The following is a 17,287-nucleotide window of genomic DNA, read 5'->3' as shown; positions in this document are numbered from 1 at the left end:
CTTAAAAGGTGCCGCTGCTCTCACGCCTAGATCATACAGTAAATAGTACTACTTTCACAAGTATATCGACACTTTCGATACATTTCTCATAGCGCTCATATAAATGGACAAACACCAACAACGAGCAATCGCAAGATTTGCGCTCTACATCGCTGGGCAATGCCTCCAAGCAAGACAACAAACGGAGACACACGGAATGTATGAGGGCCACAAACCCAACGAATACCGCCCCATCAACGATCCAGACCCAAGAGCATTCCTACTGCTGCAAGTAGAGCTCGCACTAAAAGAACTCGATCAAGAAGGGAAGAACTGGCACACCCAAATCTTCCACCACGTCCACGTGAACAACAAACCACTCAGGACTTTCAAGAATCACCCCGCAGCCAGAAGCCTCTACGGAGCTATCCTGCAAACACTAGGCAAACAACTCAGAACAACCACCAACGACATAACAATCGTCCAAACCATTATCAAAGAATGGGATCAAAACAGGCGGAAAGAGTACAACCGACTTCGTCAAGAGCAAGTGAGACGAGTCAACAGCACTCCCTAAATAGGTGCCGCTAGAACCATAAAACCTCCCCAAAAGAGAGCTATCTTATTCGTAAAATCATCTGCCAAAATACTCGTATTCTTAACCGTCGAATAGACAGTTAGATTCCTGTTAATTTAGAGGAGAAGAGCGTTGCTCTTGCGCAAACGCAGGCAGATAGATGCCGAGCGAAAAGGGGAGTCACAGGACGCCAAGGTTGCAAAACCGGCTCCTGTGATCTGCGCACCCAACTAAGCCTCAGTCGGGTTCTGTCGAGAAACTAAACACATCGCAGGCACCGAGCGATTCGCAAAGGAATGAAGCTGGATCGCCAACGTAATCGCCATCTCAGCCTGCTCACGTGTCTCAGCCAAAACAGCACAACCAGGAATCTGGGGAACATAGGCCCCCCAATTCAAATAAACCTTCTGATAAACAACCTGATACTCAACCATTCTTCGCCCATCCAATCAATCCCACACTCTTGAGTTTGGTACATCAACCGAACAGCCTTACCGGCATAAATATCATAAAAACGAGGACTCGAAAACCAGCAAGCGAGCCCTCTTTCCAAATACATGTATCACTAAACCGTTACCTATAATCGAACCCGTATCTCTCGAACTACCTGGTCCCCACCATATCCACCTAACACCGCCAAACGATCCAACACAGCACGCGGATTAGGATCCACCTGATACCCCACAACTTTCCCATCAAGAAGCAGCCATACCGCTCCCTCCCGACGACTCAGCTGCACACGGTGAACACCAGCCGGCATCCCAACCGCCTCATCCCCATGGTCCTCACCATATATTCGAAGCCGACTCGCCGAATTGCCAAATCCACCCACAAAGCCTACGTACCCAACGCCAGCACCCATCTTCTTAATGGGCTTGGTAAAGCCCCCTAAGGTCGCATCACTCTTAGCCTCGATCACCGCCAGAAGATCAAACTCCTTCGCCATGAGCCCATCCAAGAATAGGGCAGACTCATCTCCCTCATGCTTCCAAACTCCACCGGAAGCAGTCCACCCCTTCTCCAACTTAACCTTAGGATCGCCCACCCGATAGACGATGCCCCCAGCCCCCTCACTCAACTCAGCCGGGCCATCAGCAGGCAACAAGTACCGCCCGTTAGGCTCCAACATCCGCGCATACTGCACGTGATAAGCCTCCCAAACCGAATACCCCCGCCCTTGCTGATCCCAAACATTCAGCTCAACTCCAATCTCATGCCCACCCCGAGTCCAATACCAAGGCCCATCCCCCCGGTTAGGAAATGAGAACTCAACAAAGGTGCTCTCCCCCACCTTAGAGGCCTTCACCTTCAACCCTGGCGCACCCCCAAAAGCAGGCTTCACACTCACCAAAGGCCCAATCGGCCCCGCGCTACCAGGCTCAAAATCGGTCCGAACCGCGTCAAACCCAAGCACACCTTTGCCCGAGTAAACACCCTCTCCCTCACCATCAAAAGCACCCGAAACCCTATCCCACGGCCCCTTAATCTCATACAAACCGTAGTAAGCCGATTCATCATGAGCCTGCTTAAACACAAAGTGAATCCCGCCCTTATCAAAGCTCCCAGCCACAGGCACGTTCTTCCACTCAAAGGGATTCCCATCCACCCGAACCTGTAAAGGCACAATCACCGGACTCCCAGCAAACACCCCATCACGGGCAGGCACCTTCGGACTAGGAACCACGCCCTGATACTCAGGCTTAGTCCAACTCGACTGCAAAGGCCCAGGAACCCATCGAGAAAGCATCACCTTCTCCAAATCCCCCATCACCCCATCAGTAGCCCGATTCGAAACAGAAGACCCAAACCGCTTCTCATCCAGCGGCAAACGCGAATCATCATCCGGAAACCCATCCTCATCCGAATCCTTCACGCTCAAGGTCTCCCCAAAGTAACTCCTCAGCCACTGAGCATCACTCACCCGACGATCCCAATAAGCCATCACATCCCAATGCTCGCCATGCCGACCACTCGTACTCCAAGCCTGCTCATCAACCGAGCCATCACCCTTCGTCACGCGCTTCCTAGGCGCAGGATGGTTAAACACAATCCGATCATCTTCACGGTTAGAAAGCCCAAACTCCCCATGAGACTCCAAATCATGATGAAACTCATGAGTCGCTAACCAAGCCGTATCCCCGCCACCCAAAAACTGAGACCGACCAGGAACACCCCGAGGAAACTCATCCACCCCATAAGTGCCCCCACCCGAGTTATAAAACTCCCACTTCTTTGCAACCGGATTCCACTTCCGAGGGAAAGCCTGCTCAATCTGCCCCGAATAAGGCAAAGCCTCCACCACCGGGTCATTCGTCACACGACCAACGTTCTTCGTATCCACAATGGTCCAAGTCCCGCCACCTGGTCCCTGATAATCCACACCCGCATAAGACCGACAAACAGGCAAGTCCTTATAAACGCCCTTCGCACCCTTCGGCTCCGGCCCCCACCGCTCCAGCCGATCATCCACAAAGATCTGATAATCCACCCAAAGCCGCATCCCCGAATTCACCCAAAGCATCCGCGAAGAAACCGCATACTCATCCCGAATCTTCTGCAAATCCGCAGCAGACATCTTCTCAGGCAGCTCAGCCGGATTGTCAGGATCGTCAAATGCCGATTCCAAATTCACCACATTCGGCATCAACAAAACTTTCACCGGCAAGTGAATAATCGACTTGAACCCCTTCTTAGACTCCGTCGAAACGGCATACTCGCGCCGCCAACCATCCTTTGCCCCCCAGTCCGCCTCACGGGCAGTAGGCTTCGCCCCGGGGTCCCAAATCCGATAGTAATACCGCTGCCCAGGCTTCAATCCAGAAACCGTAAAAACGTGCCACTGCCGCTGCCCCACCGGCCCCGCAACAATCCGCTTCACCCCATCCGGCTTATGCCCAAAAGCCACCATGGGAAGCCGCCCCTCGCGCAACTCAATCCTGCTCTCGCAAGGGTCGGTCGTCCAATACTGAACGCTAAAAGAATCCTTCCCAATCCGAGTCACCGGACGCAAAGGGTCGACCAAAGGAGCAGAATCCGACGCATGGTAAGTCGCCGAAGAATCCTGCTGCAAGAGAACCAGAGCAGCGAGTACAGGTAACACTTCCTAAGCTTAAACGACTTAAGCGACAGGGAGTTCAGGTTCGTCAGGAGTTTCTGCTGGCTTGGCAGACTTCAACTTAGAAAGCTTCGCCTCAAACCCGTCCAACACACGCCCCTCCAACCCATGCGGCTGACCCGCAAGCATCAAAGCCAAAGCCTCACACTCAGCCCGAGAAAACGCCACCGAACCCAAGATGTGCTCCTCAAAAGCCTCATAAGCCAAGGGCGCCACAGCCTTCGCACACTGAGCCATAGCCTCCGCATAAACCCGAATCTCATACTGAGCATGAGGATCCATCCTCAGCCGCAAAAAGTGAAACAGGTTGTGCAAATCAATCTGCCAATACCACTCGGTGTACAAAGACAAAGGCAAATTGTTCCGAGCCAACTCACGAGCCACATTCTTCTCAAGCAATGTCTCGTAATTCTTGTAAACGGCCTTCTGCTCGTCCTCAAACAGCCGAATAACCTCTTGCTCTTCCTCAGAAGTAAACCGATCCTCAGATCGCCCCTGCTTGTTCGACTCACTCTGAGGCCGAATATTCTCCGGCGAAGGAACGTAAAACTCATCCTTCATCACCGAATACCGCCCCGAAATCTCATTCAACCGAGCAGTCCGATGCCGAACCCACTGCCGAGCCACAAAAATCGGCATCTTGGTATGAAAAGTCAACTGAACCTGCTCAAACGGCGACGTATGCCAGTTCTTCATCAGGTAATTAATCAGCCCCCGATCCTGCCGATAAGACTTCGTCCCCGTACCATAGCTCACACGGGCAGACTGAACAATCCGCTCATCGCCACCCATGTAATCCACCAAGCGCACAAAGCCCTTGTCCAAAACAGGAATCTCAACATCCAACAGCGCTTCAGCCGCATCCACAACCATCCGGGGCATCCCAAAAGGTTACCAGGAACCCACTAACAACCCCCTCCTTTCTTCCCCCGAGAAGAAAGGAACAACAATACAACAGAGCAACACAATGAAGGTGTCCAACAATTTCGACACAGTTCATTCATTCCGCTCCCTCTCTCCCCCGAATTCTCCGAAATTTGGGGGAGAGAGGGACCGGAGTGAGGGGGAAAAACCTACCAAATACCACCCGATTTCAAATCCAACGACAAGTCAGCAATGCCTGCACCCCCAGCCCCGAATGGGGCGCTCCGTCCGAGCGAAGGACGAAGTCCTGGAAACCAACCACCACCAGCCCCGAGTGCTGAAAGCACGCTCCCCATCCCCTCCGAAGCATCCCGAATGGGATGCCAGAAAGTAGCAACGGGTCGCTAGACCCGTTGAAAGCCCACCCTGAATCAGCACCCCGAAAGGGTGCCAGAAGCCACCCACCTCCAACGACGCCCAACCCCTCCGAAGCATCCCAAGCGGGATGCCAGAAAGTAGCGGTGGTGTCGAAGACCCACCGATAGCTCCCACCAAAAACCGCACCCCGAAAGGGTGCCAGAAGCCTCCAACCTTCAACGACATCCAACCCCTCCGAAACGACATACCAACAGCCCAGCGGCGCAAACCCTGGCGTCAAAAGCCATTCCGCGACCCTCTCTCCCCCGAATTCTCCGGAATTTGGGGGAGAGAGCCGGAGTGAGGGGGCAAAACCAACCACATACCACCCGATCTCCAATCCAACGACAAGTCAGCAATGCACGCTTCCCTAGCCCCGAACGGGGCACTCCGTTCCAGCGAAGGACGCAGTCCTGGAAACTCAAACCACCACCAAACCCAAGTGCTGCAAGCACGCTCCCCACCACCTCCGAAGCATCCCAAAAGGGATGCCAGAAAGTAGCAACGGGTCGCTAGACCCGTTGAAAGCCCCCACAAGAACCGCACCCCGAATGGGTGCCAGAAGCCACCAACCCTCAACGAAACCCAACCCCTCCGAGAGGTCCAACGGACCGGCATACCACTAGCCCAGCGGCGCAAGCCCTGGGATACCCCACCAACGAAAAAAGGGCTGAAAGCCCGGCATACGCAAACACCCTACCCATCCCTTCCGCTAAGAATGGCGCACCCCATCCCAGCGAAGGACGCAGTACTGGTACCAACACGCTCCCCAACTCAAAAAACCACCCACAACGTCCGAAAGCCCTGAAGGGGCGACCTATATCAGCCTAGTTCGCAGCTTTAAAACAGGGGCGGGGTGCGGCGAATGCAGCACCAGGGCGGGGACCATCACTGTCCCTTCCTTATAAAGACCTAGAAATCAGCCCATAAAGGGCGCTCCGTCCCATCGAAAGACGCAGTCCTGGTAACCAACCACAACCTACACACCCTGCCGAACCGCAATCGGCACGTACCCAACCTCCAATCCACGCGGCGGCTTCACCAACATCGCCGGATCAAGAGTCGCCAACGCCCCCGACTTCGGCGCAGGCATGTACTGCTTGTCCAACGTCCACTCCCGCTGAATCTTCTCCGCCACCGATTGCAACCGAACCTTCTCCGCCGGACTCAAGTCCGCATCCTGCAAAGCCGGCTGATCAATAAACCGATACCAGTAGTAAGTCACCACCGTCCCATCCGACAACCTCGCCTGAAAAGGCCCCGCCTTCGGCCCCGGCCTACGCCAAACGCTTTCCGGAGTCTCCGGCGACGTATACGTGTGGTCCGCCAAAGCAGGCAAAAACGCAGCCCCCAACAGCCCAGTCTCAGCCGGAACCTCCGACGCTTTAACGGCAACCAACTCATTCCCGACCTGCTTGCAATACTCAGGAAAAGCCCCGCGCCAAATCCGACCCAACCAAGGCTCCAATACCGACTTATCCCACTGCAACCCAAATGTCGATGCATCAAACGCCTTCGTATCCACCCACTTCTTCAACCCCACAATCGGCGACTTCTTAGGACCCTGACTCAGCCCAAGCGGGTTCGCCTTACAAACAGGAACCACCGCCCCATGCTCATCAAACCGCCCCGAAGCCACCGCCCCACCTGCCAACCAACCCTCCACCTGCCGGTAAAGCGCCCCAGCCGAATAGTGAGTCAAGTTGTGAATCAAAACGGTCTTCCCAGCCTTGTCCGCCGGAAACTGCAACTTCGGAATCTTGGTAAAAGTCGTCCCCGATGAGTCCTTGCTTACAAATCGAGGCACCGTGTTCACCTCAATCGCCCCACCCGTAACCAACCCAGGCCGAACGTCCAACCCACGCCCAACCGCAGGCGCATAATCCCGCGAGATCCGAGTCCAAGTAGATGGAGTAAAGAACGCCACCGGCCCCCTCGCATTCTTGGTATTCAAAAACAGCGTCCAACACTGGTTCCCAGTCGGCACAGGCTTCCCAGCAGTCGTTTTCTTCGCCTGAGTCAACGGCAACGCCATCCACGCATAACCCAACAAATCCCCGTTGGTCCCCTTCTTAAAAGTCATCCCGTCCGGCGGAACAAGAATCCGAGAACTCAACTGAGCAATTCCCATCTGCTCCGGCTGCAAAGCCGTCGTGTTCTCAAAATTCCCAAACCCCCACCCCGACGTAGAGATCATGTGGTTGTAACCGTTGGCCGTCCCATTCATCCTAAACTTAGCCGTCGGCGACCCAAACCGAGTGTCACCCCAAAACCCAAGCCCACCCTCAATGGTCTGAAACACATCCCGATAGCTCGGCCCCCGCTCCGGCCAGTTGTCCCGAGCCACCGTCCCCTTCGGCAGCAACGAATACTCAACCTTCCGGTTCTCCGGCACAATCCAAATCGAAGCCAACCCAATCTGAAAGTCCCGAAGCGGCTTCTCCAACAGCGGCCAGGCCGTAGCATAAAGACTCACCCCAAACCCGTAGCCATCCGGCGGAGCAGGCACCTCCATGCTGATGTACCCCTCCAACCCCTGATACGCTAACTCCGGCTTTTGCCCAGCCCCCTGCCAACCCAAAACCAACGCCGCCAAAACCATAACCCCATCCTAAAGCAATCGCAACGAAAAGGAAACGTACCGCACGATCAGACTAGTCACGGCCCCGAATCTGACTAGCCGAAAGCTTGAAGCACTTCCGAAGCTTCCTACTCAGGTGGCTAGAAGAACAAAAACCCGAATGCTTCGCCACCTCCGTCAAGGACAATTCCGAATGCCTCAACAAAAAAACCGCATGACGCTGCCGAATCTCATCCAACACCTCCTGAGGTGTCCGACCCAATACTTGCTCAAAATACGCATAAAGAGTAGAGCGAGAGATCTGCAACTCCGAGGCCAACTCACCCATATGAATCGGCTCCCGAAACTTGCGACGCATAATCCCACGGGCCTTCGAGACGACATTGGAAGCAACGCTCGCCTCCTCACTCATCACCAAACACCGGCGCATCAAGATGTCCAACATCATCGCCGAATGGCGTAAAAAAGCCTCCCGCTCATTCCATCCGTTGTGCCAATCGTGAACCAACATCCCCAGAACAGAAGCAATGGGAGACGCTTCTAAATCACGCCCAATCCTGGGCCAACGCATCGGGTGATCACTCGTCACCAAAACATGAAAGAGGAAGTAGTCCGAGGACGCCAAGTCCCCATGGCTCGTCCCAGGCGGATGAACCACAAACATCCCAGGCTCAAGGTCCAACAGAGCGTCCCCCGCGATCTCCCCAATCCACCCGTCACGCAAGTAGATCAGCTCCCAAGCATTCTCATGCTTATGAACAGGGTTATCCGAGGATCCCGAAAACCCTCCGGCAAAAACGATCTTAGGTACGGAGGAGTCAATCTTCAACGTGCACCATCACCACCCACGCCCGACTAAAGAACGCCTCGAATTATGACCGAATGCACTCGGACACATTTGTCCACACAACCCAAGGTGAAGAAACTCACAACAGTCCAAAACAGGACACCGCTGTCGGAAAAAGCACCCATAAGAACCAACACAGACAAGTTCAACCCCGCCAACACTCTTCCGACACCTCCCCTATACTGGCCACGTGAATAGGAATACGACCCTTGCCTTGGCCACAGGTCTGCTAACGATCGCCGCAACGCGCACTCCAAGTCACCCTCTCCAAACGGGCCAACAACCGTTCCCACCCAACATCGGTCACCTCCCATCCACATACCCAGGCCAAGGCCAACTCTTCGTCGGCACCTGCTACCAACCTGTCGACAGAACGCCAGAACAGATCGACACAGACATCGCCATCATGAAAGGCGCAGGCTTCAACGTCGTAAGAATGGGCGACCTCTCCTGGGACTCCTTCGAACCCTCAAAAGGCAAATTCCAGTTCGAGTGGTTCGACAAAATCGTCGACAAAATGCACGCCAACGGCATCCGAGTCGTGCTCGATATTCCCGGCTCTCCCGCACCCATCTGGCTGCACCGGGCCTACCCAGGCGTCGATATCACCAACCAAAACGGCAACCGACTCCCACCCGCCGAACGCTACATGGACAACATCAGCGATCCAAACTACGTTCGACACCTAAAGCTCCTCGCCGAGGCGATGCTCAAGCACTACAAGAACCACCCTGCGATCATTGCCATCGGCTACAACAACGAGATCGGCAACGGCTTCATGTCCTACTCAGAGGCCGACAGACAGCGCTTCATCACCTGGGTCAAAAAGAAATACAGAACCATCGAGAACCTCAACAAAGCCTGGGCCACCCAACGCTGGTCGCGCCGCCTCAACCGCTTTGAAGACATCGATCTCCCCCTTGCAGACGGCCCCGTCCCACCCGAGCGCCACCTCGACCTCCATCGATACTGGTCCGACGTCACCATCGCCAGACTCCAAGAACTCGAGTCCGTCCGACACCGTTACATGCCAGACACCCCCACGCTCTCCAACCTCTGGGACAACGCCGGCAGACGAGGATTCGACTACCTCTCATCGTATAAATCCTACGTCTCCTTCGGGGCCGAAGGCTTCTACCCCGGAGAACCGATCGGAGCATCCTTCGGGGCCCTCATGACCAAAGGCGACCTCCCAACCCCGATCTGGCTCAACGAGTTCACAGCAGGCGGCGGAGGCTGGTACGGATCCCAAGGCTGGAGCCGCATGTACGCCAACATCGCCCTCATGATCGGAGCACAAGGCATCATGGCCTGGACCTTCAACAGCCACGCCGGAGGAGAAGAACAAGCCCTCTTCGGCCTGGTAGACCACGACGGAACTCCCTCCTGGAAAGTAGGCGAATGGGCCAAAATCGCCACCCAGTTCCAAAAGCTCTCCAAGTTCGGATTCCCGAGACTCACAAACCCCGAAGTAGCCATCGCCTACTCATTCGACTCCTGCATCCAGTCCCGAGCCTCCGGCCCATCCAGCACCACCCTACAGTACTTCAAAGCTCCCTACACCGAACAGGTTCAAGGCGCCTTCGAACCCTACTTCCGAGCCAACATCGATACCGCCATCATCAACATCGGCCACGACCCACTTTCCAAATACAAAGTCGTCGTCGTCCCCGCCCACTACGTAATGGATGCTCAAAGCGCAACCGCCATCCGCAACTATGTCAGCGAGGGAGGGAACGTCGTGATGACCGGCTACTCCGCCAAGACCACCGAAAACGGCCAATGGTTCCAAACACCCCTCCCCGGACGCCTCACGGACGTATTTGGACTCAAAACCAACGCCTTCTACCGCATTGACTCCAACCTCAAATACGACCTCAACGGACAATCCATCGACTCCGGCGCGCGCTTCTTCGAGGTCCTAGAACCCTCCACCGCAGAGGTCCTCGCCCGATTCTCCAACGTCCAAGAACACTCCCCCGCCATCACCGTAAACAAGTTCGGCAAAGGCAAGGCCTACTACCTCGCCACAGAATCCTCCGCCTCAACCATGGCCCCCATCCTGGCCTACGTCAACCAACAAGCCAAAGTAGCCCCCGGCCCCCAAACCCCCACCGGAGTCTACGCAAGGTACATCGACGGCCGAATCTTCTACGTAAACGCCACCTGGCAACAACAACAAATCCCCATCACCGGCACCAAAACCGGCCTCCTCAGCGGCAAAGTCTTCAAAGACTTCCTCCTCCTCCCCCAATAAACACCTCACACCAACCGGCGTCTGGTCCACCCCCCATCCCCGTTTACCTCCGATACCTCATTTGAGAATTTCGGGGTTTTGGGGGTTGTAGCTGACCATGTCAACCTAGCGCTTCAGTTGGGGCGCAGACGGACGATGTCAAGCCTCCTTTAGGAGTTAAAGACCACCTCGTCCAACTCAACCTGGTCCCAATCACCGGCCTTGGCGCATCCTCCCGCGCCCTGTCAGATCTGGAGCGTTGTTTTGAAAGGAAGCACACTAGGCGTTAAGCGAAGTGATCCGCTGCCTTTGCCTTAAACGAAACTGAGGGACAAAGCTGCAAGTGCTTGCGTTATCTATTTTGAGCACTTATCTTACATATATAGCGAAAGATAGGTTGATGAACTGAACGCCGGTATTTAGAGCGTCTTCATGCACGGATCGTAGCATGACAGTTACTGCTAGAGGGCCAACTTAAGTGAGTTAGGAGTAAGCCTGAAGACAAAAAGCGGAATTCGTCCATAGTATCAATTGAGCGAATGAAGTTGGAATATGCCAGCTGAAAGACCTACAACATAGACATATGAATGCTTACTTATATATTCTTTATTTGAAATTCAAACATTCGTATTTGGTCGAGTCAGCGCCGATGCGGAGGTGGTAAATGGGTATGGGTAACGGAGTCTTCGCAATGGGAGGAAAGGGATACAGGGTCACTGCGGCGGTAGTGTTCCTAATCGTTTTTTAGCAGTTATTGGCATTTTGTGTTTTGAAAGACGCATGGCAACGCAGTTCTAGTTGAACAGAGTAATAGTCCCGGACACCTCAAAGGGTTCGGGACTACTCTAAACCAATCTAATTCGACTAAGATAAATGTCGTACGGCTGCGTTTAGGAGCAATATGAGCCTGTCAATCTGATCCTTCAAGTTATTTGGAACGAAAAAAGTAAACGTTGAAAGTGTTGATTTGCCGTCTTCACCAAGCAGGTAATAAGATTCGATTGATTGATCGCCGAGCTGCCGGAATGCTGGGGTGGATCCATCTGGGTTCTTGTCTCGGAAGTAATTCGCATGCTCTTGGAGTACGATTCCGGCAATTTCAGTGAACTTGTCTAGTAACGGGCCGCGAACGATAAAATCGTCGAAAACAAACCAAAGCACCATTGCGTTTTTTACATTGCGGCGGCCAATTTCGTAAGTTCCGCTGGTATGTCTAACGACAAAACCAGCCTTCTCAAGGCCTGAAACCATGGTTGAGAAATTTTTATAGAAGTCGAACGAGTTAACATCGACTATCGTTAAGTCACACATTGAACCCAGAATACCTAGACATAAGACAGCTAGTAGCTAAATCCTTTCGAACAGCTTGCACCGGCTTCACAGTTCCGACCGACAGTCGGCAATGAAGTTTTGGGAACAGTTTCTAATGTGCGTGAGAGTCGAGTGGCCTGTATAATTTGAAGGTGAATAGTGAACAGTCTATTGTCCACCCGAACTTAGTGGTTGAGGTAGACATGACGGTCTACGTGAAATCTACCGACGTTGACTACGCGGAATCTGTCGTCCAGAGCATCATGCAGTGTCTACAAGACGGTGATTATGAGAAACTAACAGAACTTCGAAAGAAAGCCTACATTTCCAGTTGGAATATAAAAGCTGGCTGATTCTAGCGCAACAATAGCAACTCGTACCAGAGCTTATTGTTCAGACGTAGCCGCACAGAGCAAGAAGAGTTGCTTAATTCTGGCTAGATGCCCAAGTCTCTTAGGTATCTAAAAGCTTTAGTGGTAGAATGGAAGTACTATGAGCGAGAAAGAGTCCCACGTTCCACCCGAAAATACGCCATCCGCTACTGTTAATGTGGATTCGAATCTGACTAGGGCCGCTGGGGATTCCCTAGTACAATTTTCTGAGTCTGTAGTTGGCAACTACAGTGAGCCAATGCATTCTGCACCAGTAAATCTAGCGCCGATAATGCCTACGAATGCTGCACCTGCCGCTCCTACTCCACCCACTAATGGTGGATCGTCAGATTCGTCAGGAAGTGGCGGTTCTTCAGAGTCTGGGAGCTGAAAGAGCTAGTTCATGGAGGTATTAGAGCTTGACAAGCTACTCGCATTGTTTAGCCTTGCGGCTCTAGGGTTTGTTCTTCGCTATTTTTACCGCTCTCAACTCAAGGAAAAAAAGGAGGAGACAGCAGAGCTTCTACTGTGGTCACTCGTCCTCTCAGCGGTCGTTGGAGTCGTTTTCCAATCGTTCGGGTGGCCAATAAGTCAGAACCTGGCACGGTCTTGCGCACATTTACCGCCAGTTGGGCCACTCACCGAACTACAAAGAAAGGCCCTCAACAATAGTTCGCGCACTTTATGTTTGATATTCAACTTAGGATACGCAGGCCTCATCGGACACGTCGTTGGAGGACTTCGAAAAGGCTGGATCCTCTCTGAACGGCAGTACGAGAGGTTGAACGAAATTCATCGGCATAAGAAGAAGCCGAAGAGGTTCGTAAGAATTTGGGCAAGGATCCGGATGTCGGTCAGCGGGGTTTTCGGTAGCAGTCTTAAACACTACGACTGGTTGTTGTTGGAGTACCTCGATCAGCATTGCAAAAATCAATACATCGTAGTTTCTTTCTGTGACGGTAGCTCTATCATGGGGTTCTTTCAATTTGGTGAGAAAACAGATGTCACGGACTCATGTTTACTGTTGAAATACCCTCGGCCATTTGATGCAAAAACAAAATTGTTTGAAGCCCCTACGAGCAAATTTCTTCTGTTGAACCTTGCCGAGGTCCGAAGCATTGCCGTGACACCATCAGATGAGTTACAAAATCGCGGCTGAATGCAGGAATCGTCTCGTTCAGAAGCAGTTATCATCCTCGTCTTATCGGACGAAGTCCGCGAATTTTCTTGCCTGGTAATTATACATAAGAACTATTGCCTGTTCGGGCTGAAATGTGAAGCGATCAAACCTGCGCGTTTCATCGCGTAAGATTTCTGGCCGATCATCCTTGTGCCGGTTGCTTCCCGGCATGAGAACCCCCGGTTTGTATAATGGGGCAGATAATGTAATTGAATATGAACGTAAAGAAAAAGAGAATTTATTGATTGTTCGATGAGACGAAAATAATCCTTCGAACGTTGTTATCGCTAAGAACAGGGCCATGTGCCTCAAATCCTAATCCTGAAAAACTGCTAAGTAGGTCGCTGAGACTCTGTCTCACTTCTCGAAGAAGGCAAACGTCTTGCCTTAAAAAACCTCGGAGGGGTCCAGTTCCAAGACCACGGCTCTAAGCCGCCGTACAGTGGTCATCTGCCTATGTCGGCGGTGATAAAAGGAGGTTTTAGGCTTCTAGGGCACGCAATCACTCAATTTATGGTTCCACTCCCCGAACCAGCCGAAAGGAAACTCGAATTTCTCAGCTTCACCCCATCCGATCATAATAAACACATGATCGCCACACCCGATACATATACGGCTGCTATGGAGTTGGCGTAGGTGCAGGTCTGAACCTAATTCAACCCTCATCACCCGCCATCTACCTTCAGAGACCTCCTCCTCCCCCCACAAGAAGCAGAGCTCATCTCCCAATAGGTGCCTCCACGACTCCCACACAACCAGCCGACTTTCCAACGTAGACCCAACACGCGCCGCCGCTTAACGGGGACCACGAGTATCGAAAGCATCAGGACCAGCAGCTTTACTGGTTACCAGGTTTCAGGCTTCTGTGTAGCTTTTCCATAATTTCTTGCCGATATTCCATCAGGAGCGACCCAGGACCGACACAGAGAAACTGGCGGTATTGGGCGCAACTTTAGCTAACTGGTTTATCGATGCTGAGTCCAGACAAGAGAAACGAACAGGAATCGAGCTCCATCCACTTCGGGGGAAGAACGCTCTTAAGAATCGGGCTGTGTGCGGTGGCGGCGACCTACCTCACCACAGTCGCCTGTTACATCTCCTTCGTGCATCAGCTGATAGGCGAACGGGTCTCGCTGAACAAAGCGATGCTAGTGGAGCAATACGCCTTACTCCTCGCGACCATGACGTTCATTCTTGTAGCCGCCTCCATATACGCGTTGCTACACACGAAACCACACAAACCAACCGGCTTCTCCGACGAGGACGTCGAAGCCATTGTTCGAGCAAGAACCGAACTGCTTCGAAGCGAGATCGATCACGCCCGCACGGCAACTCAATCCAAGAGCGAGTTCCTCGCCAACATGAGCCACGAGATCCGGACGCCCATGAACGGCATCCTGGGCATGACAGAGCTGGCTATCGAAACCGAAAACGAGTTAGAGCGCCGTGAGTATCTGAATACAGTACGAGACTCGGCTAAATCACTTCTAACGATTCTCAACGACATACTGGATTTCTCCAAAATCGAAGCCGGAAAACTGGAACTGTCCTGCGAAGCTTTTAACCCAACAGAATTCCTAGAAAAGACTCGACGCCTCTGGCAAATCCAAGCGGCCTCACGCGACATCCACTTCGAGCTGCTCACTTGCGACAATCTTCCCAGCTTGATCACGGCAGACCCCGTCCGCCTCGGGCAGATTCTCACCAACCTCATTGGAAACGCCATGAAGTTCACCCCCATGGGTGGACTCGTCACGCTCATCGTCGATATCTCCGAGGAAACACCCGCTGGCTGCCTCATGAACTTTGTGGTGAAGGACACCGGAATCGGAATCCCCGACGACGCTCAGCGACGAATTTTCGAAGCCTTCGCCCAAGCGAGCGCAAACACAGCAAGGCTATACGGCGGTACAGGTCTCGGACTCTCGATCTCATCGCAACTTGTAAACCTAATGGGAGGCAGGATCTGGCTCAAGAGCAAACTCAACCTCGGTTCAGAGTTCCACTTCACCATCCCAGTTGGAATCAACCGCAAAGACCCAACAACAGCACATGAACAGCCTCAGGTCCTAGGCACAGAGCTCCCGGCCAGAGTGCTCGTAGTAGATGATAATCACGTAAACCGACTCCTGATCAAAGGCATCCTCACCAAGCGAGGCGTCGTGGTAGAGGAAGCGGTCAACGGAATTCATGCCCTCGAAGCTCTCGATCACCGTGAATTCGACATCATCCTCATGGACTGCCAAATGCCGCTGCTCAACGGATTCGAAACCACCGCACGCATCCGAGAAAACGAGAAGATCACCGGCAAGCACATCCCGATCATCGCACTCACAGCAAGCGCGCTAGATCAAGATAGAGAAACGTGCATGCAGGCAGGCATGGATGACTTTCTCACCAAACCAGTTCGCATCAACGAACTCACCGAGACCCTCCGCAAATGGACTTCGCCAGAGGCCACCCTTCCAGACTTCTTCGCCTCTTAGGCCTGGACCTTTTCTCCCGTGAACGTGTTGATGTAATACTCGTTGTCGCCCGCTCCTTCGCTAAAGAGAGCCGTTTTCTGAAAGGCGATCCGCTCACCCGCCGTATCCTTAGCGCGATTAAGAGCCGCAAGGTGAACCTTATTCTTACCGAACCTCCGGTTCATCTTATCAACCGCATGGTCCACCCTCGCAAACTCCTCCGTGTTATGAAACAGGCTCGGAGTCACGTCGCCAGCCTTCTTCAGATCGTAAAACGTGACGGCCACACCAATCGGGCTAAAGTAGTCCCGCTTCTCCCACTCCTCCACAAAGAACTGATTGATCGTGATAGTGTCCTGCGTAGGCGGCATCTTCGCAATAGAATGCCAGCTCCTCTTTCCGCGAATAGAGATCACCATGCTCGTCGTCCAAAGCTCCTCCTGCCGAAGGCGGGCACTCGCTTTCTGGATCAACCGAAGCAAAACCTCCCGGCAACCCTGGTCCGTGCGAAACTCAGGCGGCAAAATATGGCTCTGACTCAAAGTCTTTCGAGGCGTATCAGCCTGCCCCATCTCAAAACCGCGCAGCAAATACCACCACCGCTCCCCAGTGATACTCCCAAAGGCGTTGCGCAACTCAAACTTAGTAGCCTTACAAAGCTGCTCCGCCGTAAAAATCCCATGCGCCTTGAGCCGCGCCGACATCCCACGGTTGATGCCCGTGAAATCCGTCAGCTTCAACTCATGAAGTCGATGAGGCAGATCCGAAGCCTCAATCACCACCAACCCGTCCGGCTTCTGCAACTCCGTCCCCATCTTCGCTAGGAACGGGTTGGGAGCAATCCCAACACTGCAACGAATGCACTCACCCACCTGCTCCAAAACAGTCGTCTTGATCTTCTTCGCCAGCGCAATCGCATTCTCACGCTCGCACTCCTCGCCAAGGAGCCGAATCCGCATCTCGTCCACACTGCAAACCTTCTCAACAGGAAGCACAGTATTCACCACATCTAAAATGCGGTTGTGATATGCGGTGTACACCGGATGCTTGCCCTGAATCATCACGATCCCAGGACACATCCGCTTGGCCTCGCCAATATTGGTGCCACACTTCACCCCAAAAGCTTTGGCCTCGTAGCTCGCAGCAATCACAGAGCTTGAATCGGCATCCACAGGAATCACCGCCACCGGCCTGCCACGCAACTCCGGATTCTCCTGCTGCTCTACAGAAGCAAAGTAGGAGTTGAAATCGATAAACAGGTATCGAAGCGGTCGAGCACGCAATTCCAGGGGTAGAACTTCGTCCACCCCAATATTATCCGCCACAACGACCAATTAATGTAGA

Annotated in this window: 13 protein-coding genes; 6 read left to right on the top strand and 7 right to left on the bottom strand. The window is 53.2% G+C overall.

Going from position 1 to position 17,287, the window contains the following annotated elements:
- Positions 1–103 precede the first annotated feature (103 nt).
- Positions 104–556, top strand: coding sequence for a hypothetical protein (locus ACZ51B_RS12105; RefSeq protein WP_464293587.1), 453 nt, complete (start codon positions 104–106; stop codon positions 554–556).
- 230 nt (positions 557–786) lie between these two features.
- On the opposite strand, the gene ACZ51B_RS12100 is transcribed toward ACZ51B_RS12105, so the two are convergent.
- The 3 genes from ACZ51B_RS12100 to thyX form a co-directional block, all read right to left on the bottom strand.
- Entirely contained in the window at positions 787–990 is a 204-nt protein-coding gene (locus tag ACZ51B_RS12100; protein WP_464293586.1) for a type II toxin-antitoxin system HicB family antitoxin, read from the bottom strand.
- 143 nt (positions 991–1,133) lie between these two features.
- Positions 1,134–3,656: a hypothetical protein gene (locus tag ACZ51B_RS12095; protein WP_464293585.1), complete on the bottom strand. Its 2,523-nt coding sequence runs from the start codon at positions 3,654–3,656 to the stop codon at positions 1,134–1,136.
- 18 nt (positions 3,657–3,674) lie between these two features.
- Positions 3,675–4,553, bottom strand: a complete 879-nt coding sequence (gene thyX, locus ACZ51B_RS12090; protein WP_464293584.1) for an FAD-dependent thymidylate synthase — start codon at positions 4,551–4,553, stop codon at positions 3,675–3,677.
- Between the two features lie 487 nt (positions 4,554–5,040).
- Here thyX and ACZ51B_RS12085 point away from each other — a divergent pair, with 487 nt between their 5' ends.
- The gene (locus ACZ51B_RS12085; RefSeq protein WP_464293583.1) at positions 5,041–5,256 is read left to right on the top strand and encodes a hypothetical protein; all 216 of its coding nucleotides are present in this window, start codon (positions 5,041–5,043) and stop codon (positions 5,254–5,256) included.
- Positions 5,257–5,931: 675 nt separating this feature from the next.
- Here ACZ51B_RS12085 and ACZ51B_RS12080 read toward each other — a convergent pair.
- Both ACZ51B_RS12080 and ACZ51B_RS12075 read right to left on the bottom strand, forming a co-directional pair.
- The gene (locus ACZ51B_RS12080) at positions 5,932–7,554 is read right to left on the bottom strand and encodes a hypothetical protein (protein WP_464293582.1); all 1,623 of its coding nucleotides are present in this window, start codon (positions 7,552–7,554) and stop codon (positions 5,932–5,934) included.
- Positions 7,555–7,606: 52 nt separating this feature from the next.
- Entirely contained in the window at positions 7,607–8,362 is a 756-nt protein-coding gene (locus ACZ51B_RS12075; protein WP_464293581.1) for a helix-turn-helix transcriptional regulator, read from the bottom strand.
- A gap of 208 nt (positions 8,363–8,570) precedes the next feature.
- Here ACZ51B_RS12075 and ACZ51B_RS12070 point away from each other — a divergent pair, with 208 nt between their 5' ends.
- Entirely contained in the window at positions 8,571–10,637 is a 2,067-nt protein-coding gene (locus tag ACZ51B_RS12070) for a beta-galactosidase (protein ID WP_464293580.1), read from the top strand.
- Positions 10,638–11,480: 843 nt separating this feature from the next.
- Here ACZ51B_RS12070 and ACZ51B_RS12065 read toward each other — a convergent pair.
- Positions 11,481–11,867, bottom strand: coding sequence for a hypothetical protein (locus ACZ51B_RS12065; RefSeq protein ID WP_464293579.1), 387 nt, complete (start codon positions 11,865–11,867; stop codon positions 11,481–11,483).
- A 212-nt stretch (positions 11,868–12,079) separates the two neighbouring features.
- On the opposite strand from ACZ51B_RS12065, the gene ACZ51B_RS12060 reads away from it, so the two are divergent.
- The 3 genes from ACZ51B_RS12060 (at position 12,080) to ACZ51B_RS12050 (ending at position 15,964) form a co-directional block, all read left to right on the top strand.
- Positions 12,080–12,280, top strand: coding sequence for a hypothetical protein (locus ACZ51B_RS12060; protein ID WP_464293578.1), 201 nt, complete (start codon positions 12,080–12,082; stop codon positions 12,278–12,280).
- Between the two features lie 421 nt (positions 12,281–12,701).
- Positions 12,702–13,457: a hypothetical protein gene (locus ACZ51B_RS12055; protein ID WP_464293577.1), complete on the top strand. Its 756-nt coding sequence runs from the start codon at positions 12,702–12,704 to the stop codon at positions 13,455–13,457.
- Between the two features lie 992 nt (positions 13,458–14,449).
- Positions 14,450–15,964: a response regulator gene (locus ACZ51B_RS12050; RefSeq protein ID WP_464293576.1), complete on the top strand. Its 1,515-nt coding sequence runs from the start codon at positions 14,450–14,452 to the stop codon at positions 15,962–15,964.
- Here the strand turns inward: ACZ51B_RS12050 and ACZ51B_RS12045 are convergent.
- Positions 15,961–17,250: a DNA polymerase Y family protein gene (locus ACZ51B_RS12045; RefSeq protein ID WP_464293575.1), complete on the bottom strand. Its 1,290-nt coding sequence runs from the start codon at positions 17,248–17,250 to the stop codon at positions 15,961–15,963. The two genes, ACZ51B_RS12050 and ACZ51B_RS12045, sit on opposite strands and share 4 nt — an antisense overlap.
- Positions 17,251–17,287: the final 37 nt, after the last annotated feature.

The organism is Fimbriimonas sp. LA-C6, from assembly GCF_055398105.1.
The sequence above is the reverse complement of the archived record's forward strand: the minus strand, read 5'-3'. Positions and strand labels throughout refer to the sequence as shown.

Excerpts from the sequence above, each read along its gene's own strand:
- ACZ51B_RS12105 (WP_464293587.1), top strand. The coding sequence starts at position 104 with ATGGACAAACACCAACAACGAGCAATCGCAAGATTTGCGCTCTACATC.
- ACZ51B_RS12100 (WP_464293586.1), bottom strand. The coding sequence starts at position 990 with ATGGTTGAGTATCAGGTTGTTTATCAGAAGGTTTATTTGAATTGGGGG.
- thyX (WP_464293584.1), bottom strand. The coding sequence starts at position 4,553 with ATGCCCCGGATGGTTGTGGATGCGGCTGAAGCGCTGTTGGATGTTGAG.
- ACZ51B_RS12085 (WP_464293583.1), top strand. The coding sequence starts at position 5,041 with ATGCCAGAAAGTAGCGGTGGTGTCGAAGACCCACCGATAGCTCCCACC.
- ACZ51B_RS12080 (WP_464293582.1), bottom strand. The coding sequence starts at position 7,554 with ATGGTTTTGGCGGCGTTGGTTTTGGGTTGGCAGGGGGCTGGGCAAAAG.
- ACZ51B_RS12065 (WP_464293579.1), bottom strand. The coding sequence starts at position 11,867 with ATGGTTTCAGGCCTTGAGAAGGCTGGTTTTGTCGTTAGACATACCAGC.
- ACZ51B_RS12055 (WP_464293577.1), top strand. The coding sequence starts at position 12,702 with ATGGAGGTATTAGAGCTTGACAAGCTACTCGCATTGTTTAGCCTTGCG.
- ACZ51B_RS12050 (WP_464293576.1), top strand. The coding sequence starts at position 14,450 with ATGCTGAGTCCAGACAAGAGAAACGAACAGGAATCGAGCTCCATCCAC.